The organism is Streptomyces sp. SS8, assembly GCF_054072955.1.
Map to the genome: position 1 here is coordinate 252,761 of NZ_JBSVCZ010000004.1, position 21,142 is coordinate 273,902.

Annotated in this window: 13 protein-coding genes and 1 pseudogene; 7 read left to right on the plus strand and 7 right to left on the minus strand. The window is 75.3% G+C overall.

The window, feature by feature from the left end; translation table 11 throughout:
* Nucleotides 1–144: 144 nt before the first annotated feature.
* The 4 genes from ACW69E_RS06455 to ACW69E_RS06470 all read left to right on the plus strand — a co-directional run bounded on the left by ACW69E_RS06455 (nt 145) and on the right by ACW69E_RS06470 (nt 9,091).
* A complete protein-coding gene (locus tag ACW69E_RS06455) occupies nt 145–1,680 on the plus strand; it encodes a HEAT repeat domain-containing protein (RefSeq protein ID WP_457497204.1) in 1,536 nt (511 codons plus the stop codon).
* 118 nt (nt 1,681–1,798) lie between these two features.
* Entirely contained in the window at nt 1,799–3,322 is a 1,524-nt protein-coding gene (locus ACW69E_RS06460; protein ID WP_457497205.1) for a hypothetical protein, read from the plus strand.
* Nucleotides 3,319–4,281 (plus strand): hypothetical protein, encoded by a 963-nt coding sequence (locus ACW69E_RS06465; protein ID WP_457497206.1) that lies wholly within the window; start codon nt 3,319–3,321, stop codon nt 4,279–4,281. Before ACW69E_RS06460 ends, ACW69E_RS06465 begins: the two co-directional genes overlap by 4 nt.
* A 43-nt stretch (nt 4,282–4,324) precedes the next feature.
* Nucleotides 4,325–9,091 (plus strand): hypothetical protein, encoded by a 4,767-nt coding sequence (locus ACW69E_RS06470; protein WP_457497207.1) that lies wholly within the window; start codon nt 4,325–4,327, stop codon nt 9,089–9,091.
* A gap of 50 nt (nt 9,092–9,141) precedes the next feature.
* On the opposite strand, the gene ACW69E_RS06475 is transcribed toward ACW69E_RS06470, so the two are convergent.
* The gene (locus ACW69E_RS06475; RefSeq protein WP_457497208.1) at nt 9,142–10,290 is read right to left on the minus strand and encodes a serine hydrolase domain-containing protein; all 1,149 of its coding nucleotides are present in this window, start codon (nt 10,288–10,290) and stop codon (nt 9,142–9,144) included.
* A gap of 192 nt (nt 10,291–10,482) precedes the next feature.
* Nucleotides 10,483–10,773: a hypothetical protein gene (locus tag ACW69E_RS06480; RefSeq protein ID WP_457497209.1), complete on the minus strand. Its 291-nt coding sequence runs from the start codon at nt 10,771–10,773 to the stop codon at nt 10,483–10,485.
* Nucleotides 10,774–11,083: 310 nt separating this feature from the next.
* Here ACW69E_RS06480 and ACW69E_RS06485 point away from each other — a divergent pair, with 310 nt between their 5' ends.
* The gene (locus tag ACW69E_RS06485) at nt 11,084–13,582 is read left to right on the plus strand and encodes a sensor histidine kinase (protein WP_457497231.1); all 2,499 of its coding nucleotides are present in this window, start codon (nt 11,084–11,086) and stop codon (nt 13,580–13,582) included.
* A gap of 80 nt (nt 13,583–13,662) precedes the next feature.
* On the plus strand, nt 13,663–14,040 hold the full coding sequence (locus ACW69E_RS06490; RefSeq protein WP_457497210.1) for a DUF742 domain-containing protein: 378 nt from the start codon (nt 13,663–13,665) through the stop codon (nt 14,038–14,040).
* Nucleotides 14,041–14,111: 71 nt separating this feature from the next.
* Here ACW69E_RS06490 and ACW69E_RS06495 read toward each other — a convergent pair whose 3' ends face one another.
* Nucleotides 14,112–15,101, minus strand: a complete 990-nt coding sequence (locus tag ACW69E_RS06495; protein ID WP_457497211.1) for a Rieske 2Fe-2S domain-containing protein — start codon at nt 15,099–15,101, stop codon at nt 14,112–14,114.
* Between the two features lie 225 nt (nt 15,102–15,326).
* On the opposite strand from ACW69E_RS06495, the gene ACW69E_RS06500 reads away from it, so the two are divergent.
* Complete coding sequence (locus ACW69E_RS06500) at nt 15,327–15,995, plus strand: GTP-binding protein (protein WP_457497212.1); 669 nt, start codon at nt 15,327–15,329, stop codon at nt 15,993–15,995.
* 105 nt (nt 15,996–16,100) lie between these two features.
* On the opposite strand, the gene glpK is transcribed toward ACW69E_RS06500, so the two are convergent.
* The 4 genes and pseudogenes from glpK to ACW69E_RS06520 form a co-directional block, all read right to left on the minus strand.
* Nucleotides 16,101–17,621 carry a glycerol kinase GlpK gene (gene glpK, locus ACW69E_RS06505; RefSeq protein WP_457497213.1) on the minus strand — a complete coding sequence of 507 codons (1,521 nt, stop codon included), beginning with the start codon at nt 17,619–17,621 and terminating at the stop codon, nt 16,101–16,103.
* Between the two features lie 96 nt (nt 17,622–17,717).
* Nucleotides 17,718–18,452, minus strand: a complete 735-nt coding sequence (locus tag ACW69E_RS06510; RefSeq protein ID WP_457497214.1) for an MIP/aquaporin family protein — start codon at nt 18,450–18,452, stop codon at nt 17,718–17,720.
* A 376-nt stretch (nt 18,453–18,828) separates the two neighbouring features.
* Nucleotides 18,829–20,013: pseudogene (locus tag ACW69E_RS06515) on the minus strand (EAL domain-containing protein); the annotation flags it as partial.
* A 282-nt stretch (nt 20,014–20,295) separates the two neighbouring features.
* Nucleotides 20,296–21,090, minus strand: coding sequence for a M15 family metallopeptidase (locus ACW69E_RS06520; protein WP_457497215.1), 795 nt, complete (start codon nt 21,088–21,090; stop codon nt 20,296–20,298).
* Nucleotides 21,091–21,142: the final 52 nt, after the last annotated feature.

Sequence of the window (21,142 nt, forward strand, 5' to 3'; positions counted from 1 at the left end):
CCGGAGTGACCGCTTTCCGCACGGTGCCGGGAAGCCGCGGAAGACCCCGGGACGAACGGGGGCCGAACCCGCGGTGACCGGCCGGAACACCGGAGAGCGGAAATCCCGTTGCCAGTCCCTCACCCCGCACCGGATGCTGACCTTATGTTCGCCGATTCCGTCGATTCCGACATAGCGCCCAGCGGTACGCTGCTCGGCCTCCTCCAGAGGGGCCGCGGCGACGGCACGCTGCACGCTCTCGCGGCCCCGCGTGCCGAAGCGCTCGCCGCGCTGAGTCACTGCCTGCGCTGTGACCCCCGGCGCGACTGGCGGCTCGAGCACCGCTCCCTCTACTACGCACGGCTCCACGTGGAGCTGGACGCCGGGCTCGACGACATCGAGGAGCACCTGTTCGGCCCCGACGACCTCACCGACACCGGCGAGGAACGCACCGGACTGGCCCTCTCCGTCCTCGGGCACCTGGCCTCCTACGGGGACCGCGGCGCACTGCTGCTGCTGCGCCGCTACGCCGCGCGCGGCGCCAACTGGCGCTGGGCCCTGGACGAACTGGCCGTCCGCGACGACGACACCGGACTGCGTCCGCTGGGCCCCGCCGTCCTGGCGCGCTTCCCGCGAACCCCCGAGGGCGACGCCGAACTCGCGGCGGCCGTCCGCGACGCCTTCGAGCCCAGGCCCTGGAGGCTGTGGGCCGAGGACCCGACCCGTCCCGAACAGGGCGAACGCCTCGCGCACGCCCGTGAACAGGGCTCCTTCGGCCGCTGGCAGCGCCAGATGAGGCCGTCCGGGCCGCGCCCCGGCTGGAGCGTGCGCGCGGTGCTCGACTGGGCACAGGAAGGCGACCGGCTCCTCTCCGCCGACCCCGCCGCCGACGGACCGCTCGCCTCCGGGCCCGCGGGGCCCGGGGCGCCCGCGGGCCGCGACCCGCGGCACCGCGAGGCCGCCGCGGCCCGCTGCCTGGCCGCCGTCGCCGGGCCCGAGGACCGTCCCGAACTGCTCGACGCCGCCCGGTCCGGCCCCGGCATCGCGCGCGCCGTCGCCCTGCGCCACCTCGCCGAGCGCGGCGACCCCGCAGCGCTCGACCTGATCGAGGCCGCCGTGGCGGACCCGGCCGCCTCCGGCGCGGACGACCCCTCCGGCACCGCCGCCCGGGCCGCGCTGGACGCCCTCGCCCGGATGCGCGGCGCCGCCGCGCTGGACCGCGCCCGCCGGTGGGCGCGGCGCGAGGACGCCCTGGGCACGGCGGCCGCCGCACTGCTGGCCTGCCACGGCACGGAGCGGGACGCCCCCCTGGTCCTGGCCGCGCTGCGCCGCACGGTGTGTACCGAAGGACCCGATCGCGACGGTCTGCGGCCGCTGGTCGACGGCGCCGGCCGGCTGGCCGTGCAGCGCGCCGCCCCCCTCCTGCGGCACGTCTACCGCGAGACCTCCTCCTCCCAGCTGCGCGGCCGGGCGGCCCGCGCCCTGGCCGCCACCGACCCCTCCTTCGCGGCGGGCTTCGCCATCGAGTGCCTGTGGGACTGCGAGGAGTCCACCCGCGAGATCGCCGCCCGCCACGCGGCCACCGGCGACACCCGGGTCGTCGAGCGGCTGCGCCGGCTGGCCGCCGACCCGGCGGAGGAGGAGGGCGTGCAGAGCGCGGTGCGCGGCCGGCTCGACTCCGACGGCGCCCCGGCCCGCTGACCGGGCCGCGCGGGCCTCGTCGGCCGGGCCGCCGCGCCCCGGCCGACGAGGCCCGCGCGGACAGGGCGCATACCCGCCGTTTCGATCTTTGTCAGTGTCAGCGCCTAATCTGTGCCGTGTGACCACAGCAGTATCCGCACCGCCCCCCGGCGCCGGGCGGCCCGCACCCGGCCCGGCCGCCGACGAGGGCCTGGCCCGGCGCCTGCGGGCACTGGCCTGCACCGCGCCCCTGCACGACCTGGACGCGCGCAAGGCCAACCTGGCAGGGGAGTACGGCACGTACTCGATGGCGGAGGTGGCGCTGGCCGCCATCGACCTGGTCACCCTGCACATGGACTTCGACACCGGCGCCGACCACGAGGAGATAGTGGCCCGGCTGCTGCCGCGGGTGGCGGCCCAGGCCCCGCGGCGGCCCGCCGCCGAGCACGAGCGGGTCGCCCGCTGGGTCCTGGAGAACCTGATCAACGTCGGCAGCGTCGACCGGGGCTTCCGCGCCGTCTACGGCACCTTCGGCCCCGACGGCGAGTACGTGCGGCGCGACTACGACTTCAAGCTGATCGAGGAGGTGCCGGGGCCGGGCGGAGGCGTGTACCTGCGCACCACCGACGAAGCGGTCAACGTCCTGGTCGGCGCCCTGGACACCGATGTCACCAGCGCGCAGATCGCCGCCGAGGTCAAGCTGGAGGTACTGGTCAGCCGGGGCCGCCTCGCCGACGCCCAGCTCGCCGCCGAGCAGGCCCGCTACCGCACCGTGCAGTACGCCGAGACGCTGCGCCGTACCCTGGAGGCCACCCGGCGCAACGTCCGCGCGGTCGACTGGCTCAACGCCGTCCCCGACATGATCGCCGAGGCGCTCGACCACGTCGCCGACCGCTACCGCCACGAGAACGCCATCCTCACCAACATCCGCAGGGCGCGGGACGAGGCACCGGCCGACAAGAACCCCGACCACAAGCTGCGCGCCGCCGAACTGGTCGACATCGTCAAGGACTGCATCCGGCGCCACACCCAGCTGCAGTCACGGCTGCTGGAGGCCGGGCCGCTCTTCCGCGCCGAGCAGGACCGGCAGGCCTTCGCCCCGCCCGCCGCCGCCTCCGGCCTGGATCTGTACGGGCAGCTGCTGGCGCCCCTGCTGCCGCTGCCGGTGGAGCGGGCCGGCAAGGTCACCGACGCCTTCTTCGCCCGCGGCACCGGGCTGCGCGCCCCGGCGGCCGTACGCCTGGGGGACCTGACCGAGATGCTCCTCACCCCGCCCGTGCCCCGTGAGCATCTGGGCGCCGAGATGCCCGAGCCGGATCTGGTCGCCACCCCCGACGACAGCCGGTTCAGCGAGGAGCAGATGGAGGCCGCCCGGGAGCTGCTGGAGCTGCCCGCCGACGCCCCGCGCCGGCTGTCGGGCCTGCTGACCGAGGCCCGCCGCCGTGACCCGGAGCTGCCCTATCTGGTGGCCCTGCTGGCGGTGCACGCCGCCAGCCCGCCGGTCGGCACCGCCTACCGGCAGGGCGAGCGGCGCCTGCTGTTCGCCGTGGACGACGGCACGGAACTGGACGACCCGGAGTTCGGCGGCGCCGACCTCGTGGTGGGGACGGCCCTGCTGGACGCCGAGGGGATGGCGGCCGACCGTACGGAGGTGGCATCGTGAACGAGTACGGCCCATACGGCGGTCACGTCGGTTACGAGGGTTACGAGGGTTACGAGGGTTACGACGAGCGTGAGGGGCCCGGCGGACACGGGACGCCCGGAACGGAAGGCCCGCCGGAGTCCGCGCGGCGGCCCGCCGCCCTCGCTCCGCCGGACGCCGCCGACGCCGCCCGGCTGGTCTCCTTCGGCCTCCAGCCCAAGCTGCTGCCCGCCCGCGACGCCGAGTACGCGGAACTGCTGCGCCGCTACCGGGAGGAGCCCGCCTTCGCCCGGCTCGCCGACGCCGTCGCCACCGGCCTCGGGCTGGTCGTGCTGGAGGTCTCCCCGCGCGCGGGGATGGCCGTCACCGCCGCCGAGGACTCCGTCTTCGCCGTGCGCATGGGCGACTACGCCCGCCGCGCCACCTCCGACTCCACCGACCGCTTCCTGCACGGCCTGGCCCATCTGGCCATCGCCGCCCTGGCCTTCCCCCGCCCCGAGGACCTGGCCGACGACGGCTACGTCGGCAGGATCTCCGTCAACGGCGTGGACGCCTTCGTCCGCCAGGCCTGCCGGAGACTGGAGGAGCGCGCCGAGCGCGAGGGCGAGAACACCGACCCGGCCAGCGACGCGCCCGGCCTGGAGGCCGCCTGGCGGGTGTACACCCGGCGCAGTGCCACCGGGGCCACCAAGGACTCCCGCCGGCTGGCCGGCTCCACCACCGGGATCGTCGCCAAGGCCGCCGCCTTCCTCGCCGACTCCGGCTTCCTCCAGCGCACCGGCGACGACGCCGGGGGCACCTACCGCACCACCGCCCGCTACCAGCTCCAGGTGCGCGACATGGCGGGCAGCGCCGCCATGACAGAGCTGCTGGAGCTGGGCGTGGTGCCCGTCGGCGACGGCCGCGCCACCCTGCTGCCGCCCCCCGACCCCGACGCCCTGGAGCCGGCCGCCGACGCCGGACTGCCCTTCCACAGCTGAACCCCGTCCCCAGCGACCCCAGAACAACGAGAGCCCCGCCGCCATGTACGAGCTGTCCCGGATCCGCCTCTACTCCATCGGGCCCGCCGGTGCGCGCTACGCCGACACCGTGCTGGACCTGCGCGGGGTCGGCGAGCCGGTGCCCAGCCCCGCCCCCGCCCAGGCGGACTTCTTCGAGGACGAGCCGATCGGCCCGCCGCGCCGCCCCGCGCCCGCCGGCGTGCTCTTCCTGGAGAACGGCGGCGGCAAGTCCGTCCTGCTCAAACTGATCTTCTCGGTGATGCTGCCCGGCCACCGCAACACCCTCGGCGGCGCCAGCTCCGGGGTGCTGCGCAAGTTCCTGCTGGCCGACGACTGCGGGCACGTCGCCCTGGAGTGGCAGCACACCCTCACCGGGGAGACCGTCGTCGTCGGCAAGGTCAGCGAGTGGCGCGGCCGCCAGGTCTCCAGCGACCCGCGGAAGTTCGCCGAGGCCTGGTACAGCTTCCGGCCCGGGCCGGGGATGAACCTGGACTCCCTGCCGGTGGCCGAGTCCACCGCGCTGCGGCCCGTCGCCGAGGGCGCCTCCGCCGCCCGGGGTCGGCGCCGCACCATGAAGGGTTTCCGCGACGTCCTGGTGGAGACGGGCAAGGCCTACCCGAACCTCGACGTGGTCTGGGAGGAGGTCCACGAACGCTGGAACGAGCACCTGGGCCACCTGGGCCTGGACCCCGAACTCTTCCGCTACCAGCGGGAGATGAACGCCGACGAGGGCGAGGCCGCCGGCCTGTTCGCCGTCAAGAACGACTCCGACTTCACCGACCTGCTGCTGCGCGCCGTCACCGACACCCGCGACACCGACGGGCTGGCCGACCTGGTGCACGGCTTCGCCCACAAGCTCGGCCGCCGCGCCGAACTCACCGCCGAGAAGGACTTCACCGCCGGGTCGCTGGACCTGCTGCGCCGCATCGACGAGGCCGCCCGGCACCGGGAGCAGGCCCGCGCCGTCCACGCCGGAGCCGAGCAGCGCACCCGCACCCTGGCCCGGCGACTGTCCGCCCGCGGCACCGAGGAGCGCGGCCGCGCCGCCGAACTCGCCGAGCGGGCCGACCACGCGGCCCGGTCCGCGGCCGCCGCCGAACGCGAACGCGAGCGCGCCGGGCTCATCGCGGCCGAACTCGCCTACCGCCACGCCTGCCTGGCGCTGGCCGCAGGCGAGAGGAGCGCCGCCGCCCAGCGCCGGGAGCTGAGCGAAGCCCGCACCCTGCACGCCGCCTGGCAGGCGGCCGAGACGGTGCTGGCGCACCGTGCCGCCGCCGATCGTGCCACCCGGGTCGCCGCGGCCATCCGGGAGGCCGAGCGCGACGCCGCCCCCGCGCTGGCCGCCCGCGCCCGGGCCGCCACCGAGCTGGTGCGCGCCCTGCACGCCGCCGCGGAGCAGGCCGAGCACCTCGCGGCCGAGGAGGAGGAGCGCTCCACCGCCCTGCAGGGCGAGGGCGAGGCCGCCCACCGCGACGCCACCGCCGCCGCCACCGAGGCCCAGCGTGCCCGCAGCGAGGGCGATCACCTGCGCCAGCGCCTGGCCGAGGTCGAACAGGAGACGGCCGAGGCCGTACGCGCCGGCTGGCTGGACGGCTCCTCGCCCGACGCCGACCCGGCCCGCGCGGCCCTGGCCGCCAGCGACGCCGAGAAGGCCGCCGTCGCCGCGTGGGAGACCGCGCGCGAGAGCGCCCGCGGCGCCGCCGACCGCGCCCGGGAGACGGCAGCGGCCCGCTCCCGCGCCGAACTGGCCGCGGCCCGCGCCGCAGACGCCGCCGAGGCGGCCGGGAGCGCGTACGCTGCCGAGCGGCGCGCCGCCGAGGCCCTGGGCGCCGAGGAGCGCCTGGCCGAGCTGCTGGGACTGCCCGGCGGACAGCGGTCGGCGGCCTCCCCGGAGCCCGGCCCCTCCGGTCCCGGCCCCTCCGGCGCGCTGGACGCCGAGGAACTGGACCGCAACGCCGAGACCCTGCGCGAGCTGCTGGAGGAGTCGGTCGCCACCGCCGAGCGCCAGCTGTTCGACCTGCGCACGGCCGCCGCCGACGACTCCCGCATCCTCGGCGCCCTCGGTGACGGCGGACTGCTGCCGCCCGGCCCCGACGTCCTGGCCACCGTCGAGTACCTGGGCGAGCACGGCATCCCCGCCCTGCCCGGTTGGCGCTACCTCGCCCAGTCCGTGGACCCGGCCGATCACGCCGCCGTCCTGGCCGCCCGGCCCGAGCTGGTCGACGGTGTCGTCATCACCGATCCCGAAAGCCACGCCCGTGCCCGGGAGGTCCTGGCGGGCGCGGCCCTGCTGCCCCGCTCGGCCGTCGCCGTCGGCACCGCCGCCGCGCTGCTGGCGCCCGTCCCCGCGCCCGGCGGCGAGAGCGCCGCGGCCCCGGACGGCTCCGGCGTGTTCCTCGTACCGCCCAACCCGGCCATGCACGACGAGCACGCGGCCGACGACGAGCGCCGCCGGCTGCGCGAGCGCGCCGCAGCCCGCGACGAGGAGATCCGCTCCCTGGCCGCGCGGCTGTCCGCCGACCGCTCCCTGGCCGCGCGGATCGCCTCCTGGCGCACCGGCTGCCCGCCCGGCCGCCTGGCCGAGCTGGCTGCCGGGGCCCGGGCCGCCGCCGAGGCCGCCGAGACCGCCCGGCAGCACCTGGAGGAGGCCCGCGCCGCCGCGGCCGAGGCCGAGGAGAGCGCCGCCGAGGCCGCCCGCGTACGCGAGGAGAGGCAGGAACGGGCCCAGCAGGCCCGCCGTTCCGCGGACGCCCTGGCCGGACTCGCCTTCCGGTTGCGCGAGCGCGCCAAGTGGCAGACCCGGTTGCGGGAGCTGGCCGACGAGGCGGCCGAGGCCGAGGCCCGGGCCGGCGCCTGCCTGGAGCGGGCCCGCGCCGCCGACGAGGACCGGCGCGCGGCCCAGCGCGCCGCCGACGACGCGCGCCGCACCGCCCGCGCGCTGCGCGCCGAGCGCGCCGAGATCGCCGGCGCCCCCGACACGCTCGACACGGCCGACGCCCCGGACACCGGCGCGCCGCCCGCCGGCCCTCCCGCCTCCCTGCCCGCCCTGCGCGAGGCGTACCGCGCGGCCTCCCAGCTCTACGAGAAGGTCGGGGTCGGCGCCGACCTGCGGGCCGAGCAGGCGCGTGCCGAGGGCGACGAGAGCGCCGCGCGCGCGGCCCTGGACCGGCTCACCAACAAGGTGCGCACCCGCGCCGCCCAGCTCCTGGAGGGGCCCGACGGTGCCGACGGCCCCTCCCGGCAGGCCGCCGCGGCCCGCGCCGAGGCCCTGGTCCAGATGCTGGAGTCCCGTGCCTCGGCAGCCAGCGAGCAGCTCGGCCGACTGCGCGGCGAGGCCGAGCGTCTGGCCCCCGGCGAGGACCGGGACGCCTACACCGATCTGCCGCGGGAACTGGTCCCCGCCGATGCGCAGCAGGCCCAGACCCTGCTGCGCGGCGCCAACACCGAACTGGCCGCCCGCACCGACGAACTGGAGACCGCCCGCGCAGCTCACGCCGAGCTGCTGCGCGCCCAGCGCGCCGCCGAGGACGCCGCCGGCGCCTTCGACGAACTGGCCGCCATGCTCCGCGACCTGCTGCGAGACCCGCACGGCGCGGGCGGCGCGGGCCCGGAGGAGGACGGGGAGCGGCCCGAGCCGTACGCCGGCGCCCTCGACCAGGCCCGGCAGGCGGCCGCCGAGGCCCGCCGTTCCCTGCGCGGCTGCGCCGCCGACCTCACCGCCGCCGAGTCGGCCGTGCGCGAGGCGAGCGACATCCTGGTGCGGCACGCCAACTCCACCCGCTACGAGCAGGTACGAACCCCCGCCCGCCAGCAGATCCGCGAACTCCCCGCCGCCGCCCTGCCCGATCACGCGGCCTCCTGGGCCGCCGCCTTCGAACCCCGGCTGCGTGTCCTGACCGACGAACTGGAGCAACTGGAGCGCAACCGGGACAGCATCGTGGACCGGCTGCGCGGCCTGGTGGAGTCCTCACTGGCCACCCTCCGCTCCGCGCAGCGCCTGTCCAGGCTCCCCGGCGGGCTGGGGGAGTGGTCCGGGCAGGAGTTCCTGCGCATCCGCTTCGAGGACCCCGACCAGGCCGCCCTCACCGAGTGGCTGGGAGAGGTCATCGACGAGGCCACCCGGGCGGCCGTGCGCCGCAACTCCGACCTGCGCCGGGACGGCATGACGCTGCTGCTGCGCGGCGTGCACGCCGCCCTCCGGCCGCGCGGGGTGTCGGTGGAGATCCTCAAGCCCGACGCGGTGCTGCGCGCCGAGCGGGTGCCGGTCGGGCAGATGGGGGACGTCTTCTCCGGCGGCCAGCTGCTGACCGCGGCCATCGCCCTGTACTGCACGATGGCCGCGCTGCGCAGCAACGACCGGGGCCGCGACCGGCACCGGCACGCGGGCACGCTCTTCCTCGACAACCCCATCGGCCGGGCCAACGCCACCTATCTGCTGGAACTCCAGCGCGCGGTGGCCGACGCGCTGGGCGTCCAGCTCATCTACACCACCGGTCTGTTCGACACCACGGCGCTGGCGGAGTTCCCCCTGGTGATCCGGCTGCGCAACGACGCCGACCTGAGGGCGGGGCTTAAGTACATCAGCGTCGAGGAGCACCTGCGGCCGGGGCTTCCCAGGCGGGATCCGGAGTCCGAGCCGGTCCACGGCGAGATCACCGCCACCCGGATGTTCCGCCGCCCCGACGGAGCCGGCCGGGCGCAGGAGGCGCCGCCCTCCGTCCCGGCCGTCCCGGCGCCCGCCGCCCCCGGTGAGGAGGCCACCCCGGCGAGCGCCCCCGGCAGCTCCTGAGGCCGCGGGTGACTGGTCCGGTCCGGCGGGACCGCCCACCGGGCGACGGCTCAGCGGTTGAACGCGGGGAACGCGAAGCGCTGGACGTTACCCATCGCGTCCCCCTTGGCGTCGGTGCTGTTGACGCAGTAGACGAGCGTCCGCGACAGGTCGCGCGTCGCGGCGACGACGGTCTGGTAGCCGGGGCGGGAACCGGTCTTGCCCCAGACCTTCCTGCCGTTCACCTCGTACGGAGCCATGCCGCCCGCGGCCACGCCCGTCCCGGGGACGTCCGGCACGGTGAAGAACTCCTCCAGCTGCGGCTCCGGTACGACATCCCCGCCGAACAGCGCGGTGACGAGACGTTCCAGGTCCGCGGTGGTGGAGATCATGTCACCGGCCGCCCAGCGGTCCGACACGTTCCACTCGGTGACGTCCACGAGCCTGCCGTCGATCCAGTCGTAGCCGCGGTTGTGCGGACCGCGGACACGGGGGTCGGGACCGTCGGGGAAGGAGGTGTGCCGCATGCCGAGCGGCCGAAGGACACGTGTGGCGGCCTGGTGCTCGTAGGTGTCCCCGGTGACCTCCTCGATCAGCATGCCCAGCACCGTGTAGTGGATGTTTCCGTATTCCTGCCGCTCTCCGGGAGCGTGCGCGGGTCCCCTGGCGACGGACGCGGCCACGACCTTTCGCGGCGTGAGCGTCTCGAAGCGGTGCGGGTACCCCTCCTCCACGGTGTCGCCGAGCGAGCCGCCCGGCCGGAGCCCGCTGGTGAAGTTCAGCAACTGCCTCACGGTGAAAGGCTTCCCGAAAGCAGGTGTCAGCAGCTCCGGCAGATAGGTCCCGACAGACGCGTCGAGGTCCACCCCGCCCTCGGCGGCGAGTTGCAGCACGACGGCCGCGGTCACCAACTTCGTCACGGACCCGGCCCGGAAACGGCCGTGCTCCAGGACCGGAGCGCCGGTCCGCAGGTCCCGCACCCCGGCCGCGCCGCGCCAGGCGCCGTCGCCGCCGACGCGTACGAGCGCCGCGGTCACGTCCCGGTCCGGCAGTCCGGTCAGTGCGGCACGCAGAGCATCGGCGTCGGGCCCCGCGGGGTCGGCCTCCCCGGTGGCCGCCGCGGGGAGGCGGGTGTGGGCCGCCGCGGGCAGGGCCAGTGGGCCCGCCGTCAGCCCGAGGACGAGGGCGGCCGCCAGGGCGGTACGGGTGCGCTGTCTCATCGGCTCCTCCGGTGGTGCGGACGGGGTGTCCGCCGCGCACCACATCCTCGGCGACCGGCCCGGACGGCGTGATCGTTCCCGAGGAGGGCGTGCACCCTGCCGAATCCCCGGTCAACGAGGCTCTCCCGAAGCGGAGTTGTGGGGGTTTCCCCCTAGAGCCCCGCGGCCCGGGGAGCCCGGCTCCCCGGACCGTCAGCCGTGTCTTCGGCGGAAGCCACCGCGCTCGCGCGCCACGCTGCTCGGCGTGGAGACCACCCCGTTGCGCTGGTTCCACATCTGCCGGGTGACCCACACGTCCAGCACCCCCCAGGTGGTGACCACCGTGCCCGCCACCGCCGCGAGCACCATGGGCAGGGCCAGCCACACCTGCGCCAGGGAGCACAGGACGGCGACCATCACCAGCACCAGGGTCACGGCCACGAGGACGACCGCGCGCACGGCCGCCGCCCGTACCGGGTCGGGCAGCCCCGGTCCGGTGTCCACGGGATCTCCACTCTCCTCGTACATCACATCCTCATCCCGGTCCCATCGAAACTGATCGAATCCACCCGGTCCCCAGTCGGTCCTGCTCAGCCCCATGCGGTCTCCCCGTGCCCTGCCGTGCGCGCGTTCCCCGCGCACCGTGCGGCATCCGGCGTATCACAACACAGCGTCACAACAGCGCACGACAGGCGCCGTACGGATGCCCGATGTCCCGGACGCGCCCACGGCCGGCCCGTTACCAGTAGTAGGCTCGCGCCGTTTGCTGAGGGAACCCATGCTCCCGTTCGACGGGATGGACACAGGGGAGGCCATGCGCTTTCGCGGCAAGTCGATCCGGCGGAAGATCGTGGCGCTGCTGCTGGTCCCTCTGGTGGCGCTCACCTCGATCTGGGTGTTCGCCACTGTGATCACCGGCCGTGAGGCGGACCGGCTGCTGGACGCCGCTGCCGTCATGGGCGAGCTCGGCGAACCGGTCCAGGAAGCCGTCCGCGCCCTCCAGACCGAGCGCCGCCACACCCTCGTCCACCTCGCCGACCCGCGCCGCTCCGACTCCCTGGCCGCCCTGCACGACGGCCGGCGGGCCACCGACGAGGCGGTGGCGGCCCTGCGTTCCCGGGCCGGGGGCGAGGAGATCCGCGGTGAGCTGGACGACGACCCCCGCGGGCGTCTGGACGAACTGCTCGCCGCGCTCGACCGGCTGGAGAAGGTGCGTGCCCGGGTCACCGACAACGCCGTCGGGCGCCAGGACGCCTACGACGCGTACAACGCCCTCATCGACCCGTGCCACACCTTCCTCACCGGCATGCGCGGGGTGGACGACGTCCGGCTGGAGAGGGAGGGCCGGGCCCTCATCGGCCTCTCCCGCGCCCGCGAGTACCTCTCCCGTCAGGACGCCCTGCTGGCCGCCGCGTTCACCGCCGGCCGGATGACCGGGGATCAGCTTCGGGCCGTCTCCGACCGGGTGGCCGAGCGCGAACTCACCTACCGCACGCACCTTTCGGTGCTCCCCGCCGAGGACCGGGAGAGATACGGCAGATTCTGGTCCGGCACCGACGGCCGGGCCCTGCGCGCGGCCGAGGACGAGATCATCGGCGCCGGCGCCGCGGGAGCGGTGAAGGCCTTCGACGCGGAACGCTGGCGGGAGATCTCCGGTACCGCCCTGGAGGAGTTGCGGCGCATGGACCGGGAGACCGGCGAGCGCTACCACCGGAGAGTCGAACCGGAGGCCGCCTCCGTACTGCTGCGCGCCGCTGTCGTCGGAATCCTGGGCTTCGCGGCCGTCGTCGTCTCCGTGGCCGTCTCCCTGCGCATCGGCCGCGGCCTGGTCCGCGACCTCGGCGCCCTGCGCAGGGAGGCGGGGGAGGCCGCGGGCGTACGGCTGCCCGGGGTCATGCGGCGGCTCGCCGCGGGCGAGCAGGTCGACGTGGAGACCGAGGCGCCGCGTCTGGAGTACGGGCGCGACGAGATCGGGCAGGTCGGGCAGGCCCTCAACACCCTCCAGCGGGCCGCCGTCGAGGCCGCCGTCAGACAGGCGGACATGCGCCGCGGCGTCTCCGAGGTCTTCGTCAACCTCGCCCGCCGCAGCCAGGTGCTGCTCCACCGCCAGCTCACCCTGCTGGACGCGATGGAGCGGCGCACCGAGGACCCCGGGGAACTGGCCGACCTCTTCCGGCTCGACCACCTCACCACCCGTATGCGCCGGCACGCGGAGGGCCTGGTCATCCTCTCCGGCGCCACGCCCTCCCGCCAGTGGCGCAAACCCATCCCCCTGATGGACGTCGTCCGCGCCGCCGTCTCCGAGGTGGAGGACTACGAGCGCGTCGAGGTGCGGCCGATGCCCCCGCTCGCGGTCGACGGCGCCGCCATCGCCGACCTGACCCACCTCGTCGCCGAACTCCTGGAGAACGCGACGGTGTTCTCGCCGCCGCACACCGCGGTCCAGGTGCTCGGAGAGCGGGTCCCCAGCGGCTTCGCACTGGAGATCCACGACCGGGGCCTGGGCATGTCCCCCGACGCGCTGCTGGAGGCCAACCTCCGGCTCTCCGAGACGCCCGACTTCCGGCTCTCCGACACCGACAGGCTCGGTCTGTTCGTCGTCTCCCGGCTCGCCCGGCGCCAGAACGTCCGCGTCTCCCTGCAGCCCTCGCCCTACGGGGGCACCACCGCCGTCGTACTCGTCCCCGGCGCGCTGCTCACCGAGATCCCCGGCGTCTCCCCGGACGCCGTGGCGGCGGGGGAGGAGGACACCGGGGAGCACCGCGCCCGGACCGCCGCGGGCCTCCCGCTGCGCGGGGCCCGGCCCGCCATAGCGGCGGGCCGGGGCGGCCCGGACGGACCGGAACCGCCCGCCGGGGAGGCCAGGGGCACAGGCGCGGACGTCGGGACCCTGCTGCGCGGCCACGCCGCCGACCACCGCGGCGATCCGGCGCCGCGGCCCATGTCCCGCCGCCCGCCCGGCGAGAACGGCGGCGCCGGACTCGTCCGGGAGCTGCGGCCCGGCACCCGCCGGGCACCGGAGGGGAGCAGGGAGCCGGAACAGGGTGAGGACCGGGGCGGGGGCCGGGAGCGGGGAGGGGACGCCGACCGGGCGCGCGCCCGGATGGCCTCGTTCCAGCACGGACTGCGACGCGGCCGGCAGCGGAGCGTGAACTCCCCCGGCGACACGGGTGTGGACGCCCCGGAGGACGGGAACGGCTCGGACGGTGGAACCGGTTCGGACGACACGGCACCGCGACCGACACACTGGAGGGGGACGGCCGATGACCGCAGTGCACGGCACGGGGGAGGACGCCACGGGGGCGACGGGTGAGCCGGACCGGCTCCCGGACGGCCCGGCGGGCCGGGCCGGGCAGCCCCGGCGCGACGCGACCGGTGCGGGGTGAGCCCGCCATGACGGACCGTTGGTTCGACGACGCCGCGGGGCCGGTGGTGCGGCCGTACACCATGACCCGCGGCCGCACCCGCAGCGAGACAGGAAGCCGTATCGACCCGGTCGCGCTGGTGGTCGCCGAGACGCCCGCCGGGCCCGCGGGCGGCACCGGCGTACTCGGCCCGGAGCACCTGGACATCGTCGCCCGGTGCCGCCGGTCCCCTCAGCCGGTCGCCGAACTGGCGGCCGTGCTGGACCTGCCGGTGGGCGTCGTACGCGTCCTGGTCGGAGATCTCGTCGAGGCCGAGCTGGTCCGCGTCACCCGTCCCGTGCCCCCGGCCGAACTGCCGGACGAGCGCATACTGCGCGACGTGATCAACGGCCTGCGGGCGCTCTGAGCCACTTTCCGGGGCGCCCCGGCGGGGTCCGGGGCGCCCCGGGTGTCCCTGAACGGCCGCGGGAGACCCGCTCAGGCCGGGCCGGTCTGCCCGGCCGATCCGGCCACGGGGTGGTGTGCCCGGTCCGGATCCTGGATCAGGCGCGCCTCCACCCGGCCGTCCACCACCCGGGTCTCGAAGACCGGCTGGGGGGAGGTCGCGGGACCCCGTACGTTCCAGCCATCCGCCAGACGGAAGACGCTGCCGTGCCAGGGGCACCGCACGCACCCGTCGGCGACCGTGCCCTGCGACAGCGGCCCGGCCATGTGGCTGCACCGGTCGGCCAGGGCGTGCACCTGCCCGCCGGTCTCGCGGACGACGACCACCGGCGTCTCGCCCGCGTACCGCCGGACCGGCTCGCCGACCGGCAGGTCGGCCATGTCACCGACGGGATGCCAGCCGGGGCCGACCACGGCGGGTACCTGTTCGGCGTGGTTGACGGCGGCGGCCTGCCGGTAGGCCAGATGGCCGCCCAGGGCCCCTCCCGCGCTCACCACGGCCAGTCCCGCGAACCCCAGCAGGCGGCCCCGGCCCCGCCGGCCGCGCAGGCGGGCGGTCAGCGAGGCCGAGTACAGACCGACGGCCGTGGCGTTGGCCGCGGCGTGCACCAGACCGACCCGCATCTGCGGTTTGCGCAGCTCGGCCCAGTCCACCCAGCCCGTCAGGGCGGCCGGGGCGGCCGCCGCCAGGCCGACCCCCACCAGGACGTCGGCGCCGCGGCGCTGCCCGGGCATCAGATCGAGTACGGCGGCGGACATCCAGGTACCGATGGGGACCTGCACCATCAGCGGGTGCACCGCGTGGCCCAGCCAGCGGCCGTGCAGGGCGTCGCGCGCACCGCCCAGCGGAAGCGCGTGCACGGCGCGCCGCAGAGGTCCGAGCGCGGCGTCGAGACGCGGGGTGCTCTCCAGCCTCTCCACCGCAGTCAGGATCCGTCCCGGACGCTCGGGATCCGGAAGCGCGGAACGGGCGGCGGAGAGAGCGGCCGAGAAGGCCGTGCGGACGTTCTGAGAAACAGGCATACCGCCCAGTTCCCTGACGATACCGGCCGTAAACGACCCGCGGAGGCGGCGCAGGGCCGTACTAGGCGGCCATTGGCCGTACTCGGCCTGTAGCGGTACTTGGCCTGATCACGTCCCGGCCGCCGCGGGGACTTGTCGTCACCGCGCCGGTACGGAACGATCCCATGCTCCGACGGGCGGCACCGCGGGATGCGGGCCGCACTGCGAGATGCGGAGGAAGAACCGATGGTCTTCGCGGACTCCGGCGCCTGCCGAGAGCACCGGAAAAGCACCGTCGCCGCCTCACCGGTGGCGCTGAAGGTGCTGGTGGCGGGCGGCCCGGGAGCGGGCAAGACCACCCTGATCGGCTCCGCCAGCGAGGTCGGGCCGCTGCGCACCGAGGAGTTCCTGGCGCAGGCCGGCCCTCCGGCCGGCGGCCCCGGACGGGCGTGGGGAGCGGCGGCGGAAGGCCCCGGCGAGCGGGAAGCCGCCACCGTCGCCATGGACTTCGGCCGTATCACCCTGAGCGAACGGCTGACCCTCTGCCTCCTCGCGGCACCGGGGCATGAGCGGTTCGGGCCCCTGTGGGACGAGCTGGTCCAGGGGGCGCTCGGCGCGGTGCTCCTCGCCGACACCTGCCGCCCGCAGGACTGCCTCGGCGCACTCGGCCGCCTCCGGCGGCACGCCGTTCCGTACGCCGTGGCCGTGAACGGCTCGGACGGCGCCCACCGGCCCGCGGCGGAGGCGGTGCGCGCCGCGCTGGAGCTGGAGGCGGCGGTGCCGGTCCTGCGGTGCGACGCGCGCGACCGCGGCTCCGTGCGCGAGATGCTGGCCTCGGTCGTGGAGCACGCCATGACCGCCGGCGCACCAGGGCGCCGCGGAAGCGCTCCCGGCCCGACGCGCTCCCCGGCCTGACGCACCCCCGGCCTCCGGCGCCCGGCGGGCCCGGCCCGGAAGCCGGGTCCGCCGGGGGAGGGAGATCCGGCCTTAGGGAGGGGGCCCCGGCCGGGAGAGGGAGGCTCAGCCGCCGTCCTCCTCCCAGCCGAGGCTGCGCTCGACGGCCTTGCGCCAGTTGTGGTGCTCCCGCTCACGGACCTCCGCGTCCATCCGGGGAGTCCACTCGGCCTCCTTCTTCCAGTGCGCCTTGAGCTCCTCCAGGTCCGACCAGACCCCGGTGGCCAGACCGGCCGCGTACGCCGCGCCCAGACAGGTGGTCTCGGAGATCACCGGCCGGATCACCGGCACCCCGAGCACATCCGCCTGGTGCTGCATCAGCAGCCCGTTGGCGGTCATGCCGCCGTCCACCCTGAGGCTGGTGATCTCCACCCCGGAGTCCTGGTACATCGCGTCGACGACCTCACGCGTCTGCCAGCTCGTCGCCTCCAGCACGGCCCGCGCCAGGTGCGCCTTGGTGACGTAGCGGGTCAGGCCGGTGACGACGCCGCGCGCGTCCGAGCGCCAGTACGGGGCGAACAGGCCGGAGAAGGCCGGGACGATGTACGCGCCGCCGTTGTCCTCCACGCTCGCGGCCAGGGGCTCGATCTCGGCGGCCTCCCGGATGATCCCGAGCTGGTCGCGGAACCACTGCACCAGGGCGCCGGTGATGGCGATCGAGCCTTCCAGGCAGTAGACGGGCCGCTCGCCGCCGAGCTGGTAGCCCACCGTGGTCACCAGCCCGCTCTTGGAGGCCACCGGGCGGTGGCCGGTGTTCAGCAGCAGGAACGAGCCGGTGCCGTAGGTGTTCTTGGCGTCGCCGACCTCGTAGCAGGTCTGGCCGAAGATGGCCGCCTGCTGGTCGCCGAGCGCGGAGGCCACCGGCACCCCGGTGCTCGTCCCCACCGAAGTCGTTCCGTACACCTCGGCCGAGGAGCGGATCTCCGGAAGCACCGCCTCGGGGATGCCCATGGCCTCCAGGATCGAGGAGTCCCACTGGAGGGTCTCCAGATTCATCAGCATCGTCCGGCTGGCGTTGGTGACGTCCGTGACGTGCACGCCGCCCTCCGTGCCGCCGGTGAGGTTCCAGATCAGCCAGGAGTCCATCGTGCCGAAGGCGATATCGCCGGCCTCGGCGCGCTCGCGCAGCCCGGGCACGTGCTCCAGCAGCCAGGCGGCCTTCGGCCCGGAGAAGTAACTGGCCAGCGGGAGCCCGGTCCGGTCGCGGAAACGGTCCTGGCCCACGTCGCCGCCCAGCTCCCGGCAGAGCGCGGAGGTGCGGGTGTCCTGCCAGACGATGGCGTTGTGGACCGGCCTGCCGGTGGCGCGGTCCCACAGCACGGTCGTCTCGCGCTGATTGGTGATGCCCAGCGCGCTCAGATCGCGGCCGCGCAGTCCCGCCTTGGCGAGTGCTCCCGCGACCACGGCCTGGACCTTGGACCAGATCTCGGTGGCGTCGTGCTCCACCCAGCCGGGCTTGGGGAAGATCTGCCGGTGCTCGCGCTGGTCGACGGCGACGATCGCGCCGTCGTGGTCGAAGATGATGCAGCGGCTCGACGTGGTGCCCTGGTCGATCGCGGCGACGTAGGTGGCTGCGGTGTCCGTCATGGCGGTTCCTCCGGTCCCCTTGTGCTGGTCGTCCTCGGTACTTCCCGCTCTTCCCCGGTCCCTCTGCGGCCTTGTTCCCAGTCCTCGCGGCCCGGATCAGAAGGCGAGGTTGTAGACGAGTGCCCCGAGGACGCCGCCGATGATCGGCCCCACCACCGGAACCCAGGAGTACCCCCAGTCGGAGGTGCCCTTGTTGGGGATGGGCAGCAGCGCGTGGGCGATGCGGGGGCCCAGGTCGCGGGCCGGGTTGATGGCGTAACCGGTGGGGCCGCCGAGGGACAGACCGATTCCCACGACCAGCAGCGCGACGATGAGGAGCGCGGTACCGGACTCGCCCAGCCCCCTGGTCAGGCCGAAGGCCAGGATCGGCAGCACCAGCGCGACGGTCGCGATGATCTCGGTGACCAGGTTGGCCACCGGGCTGCGGACCTCCGGAATCGTTGAGAAGATGCCGAGGGTCGGCATCGCGGTCTCCTTGTCGCGGTTCAGCGCGAACTGCGCGTAGTAGACCAGCCAGGCCAGCACGGCGCCGAGGAACGCACCGAAGATCTGCCCCGCGATGTAGACCGGGACCTTGTCCCAGTTCTCACCCGTCTGGGTGGCGATGCCGATGGTCACGGCGGGATTGATGTGCCCTCCGGAAAGGGGCGCCGCGGTGTAGGCGCCCGTGAGCACCCCGAAGCCCCATCCGAAGGCGATGACGATCCAGCCCGCGTTCTGCGCCTTGGACCGGTTGAGCGTGATGGCGGCGTTGACCCCCGCGCCGAAGAGGATCAGGAGTGCCGTTCCGATGATCTCGCCGATGAGGATATCGCTGGTGGGAAGGTTCATTGCCGCTCCTCCGTGCCCTCACCCCGGGCAGCGGCCCCGGGTGTCCCTGCGGGGTGCGTTGTGCGGTGCCGACGGATCCGGCGGCACGGCGCGGCCGCGCCCCGCCCGGCGTCCGCGACGAGCGTGCGTGTCCAGCGGAACCGCCCCGGGGAGCATCCGGCCATGGAGACCGACGTGCGGCGATACCGTCTGATAATCGGAAGTGTTCCCCCGGTGAGGAAGGCCGTCAAGGCAACCCGCAGAGGGAGGCGGCCCGTTCCGTCCCGCATCCCGCACCACGTCCCGGAGCCGACGGTGTGTGTCACCGGCCTCCCCGGCCGGGCCGTTCGACCACCCGGCCGGGGAGACCGGACGCGGCTCAGCCCGCGCCCGGGCGGGGCATCCGGGTGAGCCGGTCCAGCCCCGGGGCGTCCTCCATACGGCTGTCGGCCAGCGCCCTGATCACCTCGGCCAGCCGGACCACCCCCACGCAGCGCCCCGCCTCGTCCACGACCGCCACGTCGTCGGCCGTACGGCTGCTGTCCCCGGCGGCGACCACGTCGAGCACCTCCCACGCGGTGGCGCCCACCCGGACCGTGCGCGGCCGGTCCGCCAGCCGGACCGCGGGCCGGTCGGCGTACAGGGCGTGGCCGTAGCGGCCCGACATGGCCAGCAGGAAGCGGTCCCGGTCCACCGCGCGCACCGGCACACCGTCATGGTCCACCAGCATCACCCCGGTCACCTCCGGCGAGCCGGTGAGCAGCGCCCGCACCTGGGAGGCGGAGGCCGACAGCGGCAGCAGGGCCGCGGGGTGCAGGAACTCCGAGACCGGCGGCCCCTGCGAGCCCCTCCCGTCCGGCGGAGCGGCGGGCGGGCACACCGGCACACGGACCTCGACGGCCGGACGGCGCGCGGGCGGGGCGAACAGATGCCCCTGCGCCAGGTGCGCGCCGGCCGCCCGCGCAGACGCGTACTGCAGCTCGGTCTCCACCCCCTCGACGGCCAGCAGCGCCCCGACGCCGTCGCAGAACCGCCGCAGCCCGGCGACCGCCGCACGGTAGGCGGGCCGGTGCGGCAGCCCGGCCACGACGGCGGCGTCCACCTTGAGCAGATCGGGGGAGAGATCGGCGAGCAGCAGCAGCGGCGGGTCCCCGGCGCCGATCCCGTCCACGCAGATCCGGAAGCCGTCCTCGCGCAGCGCGCCGGCCGCCGCCACCAGCGCCTCGCGGGGCACCGGCGCCCCACCAGGCACCGACGCCGGCCGCGGGGTGATGTCGAGCGTCACCTCCCACGGCCGGCGACCGGCCTCCCGCACGGCCCGGCGCAGTGCGGAAAGGTCGCCGAGACCGGCGAGGGTGGCGGCGAAGACGTTGACGTGGAGGGGCAGCAGTCCTTCCCGGCGTGCGGCGGACCGCAGGGCCAGCGCGGCCAGCTCGGCGTCCAGCTCCGGATCGCGGCACGCCTCGGCCAGGACATCGCCTCCCTCGCAGCGGGCCAGGACCTCCAGGGCCGTCACGGAACCGGTCCCCAGGTCCACGACCGGCTGGTAGGCGAATCGGATTTGGCTCGTCCAGGCACGCACGGCACCAGCATGCTGCCACCGAAGGCGCCCGGAGGGGTTGTTCGCGCAGAGTTCACGAGCATTTCCGCGCCTCCCGCCCGCCGCCCCGGACGCGGGCGGGGAGTCCGGGAAACGTGGCGAACGGGTGACAGCGCACCGAATCCAGAACCGCCATGGGGCGGGCCGCGTCCCCAACACCGGACGACGGCGGTACGGGATCCACGGGGGTGGTGCCGTACCGCCGCTCCGCCTGGCGCACCGCGTACCGTGCGCCGGGCGGCACACGCGGCCGGTGGAGGCCGCTCAGCGCCCGGTGAGCGACCTGGGGTGCACGGGGAAGTCGAAGTAGGTGTCGGGGAACGGCTCCCGCCGGAAGGAGTAGTGCCACCATTCGGCCTCGTAGTTCACGAAACCGACCTCCTCCAGCGACTCCTTCAGCAGCAGCCGGTTGGCGCGCTGCTCACCGGTGATCCGCGGGTCCAGCGTGTGCGAGAGGGTGTCGAAGCAGTCGTAGCCCGTCCCCATGTCCACCGAGTTGTCCGGGAAACGTTCCTCCCGGGGCGCGAAGCACGGCGTCAGCGGCTCACCGGGCACATACGGCCGGGTCGGCCAGGCGGGCAGCCGGACCAGGGTCAGGTCGACGGTGCTGCCCCGGCTGTGCCCGGAGCGCTCGGCGATGTACCCGTCCGAGAACAGCCGCGTCTTGTCCACCCGGGGATAGAACTCCTCCTTCATCCGCTGGTCGCCGAGATCCTGGGCCCACGCCACGAAGTGGTCCACGGCCCGCTGCGGGCGGTAGCAGTCGTAGACCTTCAGCGAGTACCCCCGCCACAGCAGCTTCCACTGCGCCCGGCGCAGCGCCTCGGCGGCGTCGCGGGTCAGCAGGCACATCGGCTTGCGGTACCCGTCCACGGGATCGCCGACGAAGTTGTGCGCGGTGGTGTAGCGGATCTCCTGGAGGATCGTCGGATCCACCTCGGAGAGCGCCACGAACTCCGGGGGCGCCTTCGGCTCCGGATCGGCCCGCGCGGACGGCGCCGCGGCGACGAGGACGGCGGGTGCGAGGAGTACGGCGAGCACGAGGAGGACCGCGGCCACCGGAACGCGTGTCCCGTGCCCTCGCACGGAGGGATTCACGCCCGGTCGCGCG

Bases quoted from the DNA above. Each gene is read 5' to 3' on its own strand.
- glpK (WP_457497213.1), bottom strand. From the start codon at position 17,621: ATGACGGACACCGCAGCCACCTACGTCGCCGCGATCGACCAGGGCACC.
- ACW69E_RS06475 (WP_457497208.1), bottom strand. From the start codon at position 10,290: ATGAGACAGCGCACCCGTACCGCCCTGGCGGCCGCCCTCGTCCTCGGG.
- ACW69E_RS06500 (WP_457497212.1), top strand. From the start codon at position 15,327: ATGGTCTTCGCGGACTCCGGCGCCTGCCGAGAGCACCGGAAAAGCACC.
- ACW69E_RS06470 (WP_457497207.1), top strand. From the start codon at position 4,325: ATGTACGAGCTGTCCCGGATCCGCCTCTACTCCATCGGGCCCGCCGGT.
- ACW69E_RS06495 (WP_457497211.1), bottom strand. From the start codon at position 15,101: ATGCCTGTTTCTCAGAACGTCCGCACGGCCTTCTCGGCCGCTCTCTCC.
- ACW69E_RS06490 (WP_457497210.1), top strand. From the start codon at position 13,663: ATGACGGACCGTTGGTTCGACGACGCCGCGGGGCCGGTGGTGCGGCCG.
- ACW69E_RS06455 (WP_457497204.1), top strand. From the start codon at position 145: ATGTTCGCCGATTCCGTCGATTCCGACATAGCGCCCAGCGGTACGCTG.
- ACW69E_RS06510 (WP_457497214.1), bottom strand. From the start codon at position 18,452: ATGAACCTTCCCACCAGCGATATCCTCATCGGCGAGATCATCGGAACG.
- ACW69E_RS06485 (WP_457497231.1), top strand. From the start codon at position 11,084: ATGCGCTTTCGCGGCAAGTCGATCCGGCGGAAGATCGTGGCGCTGCTG.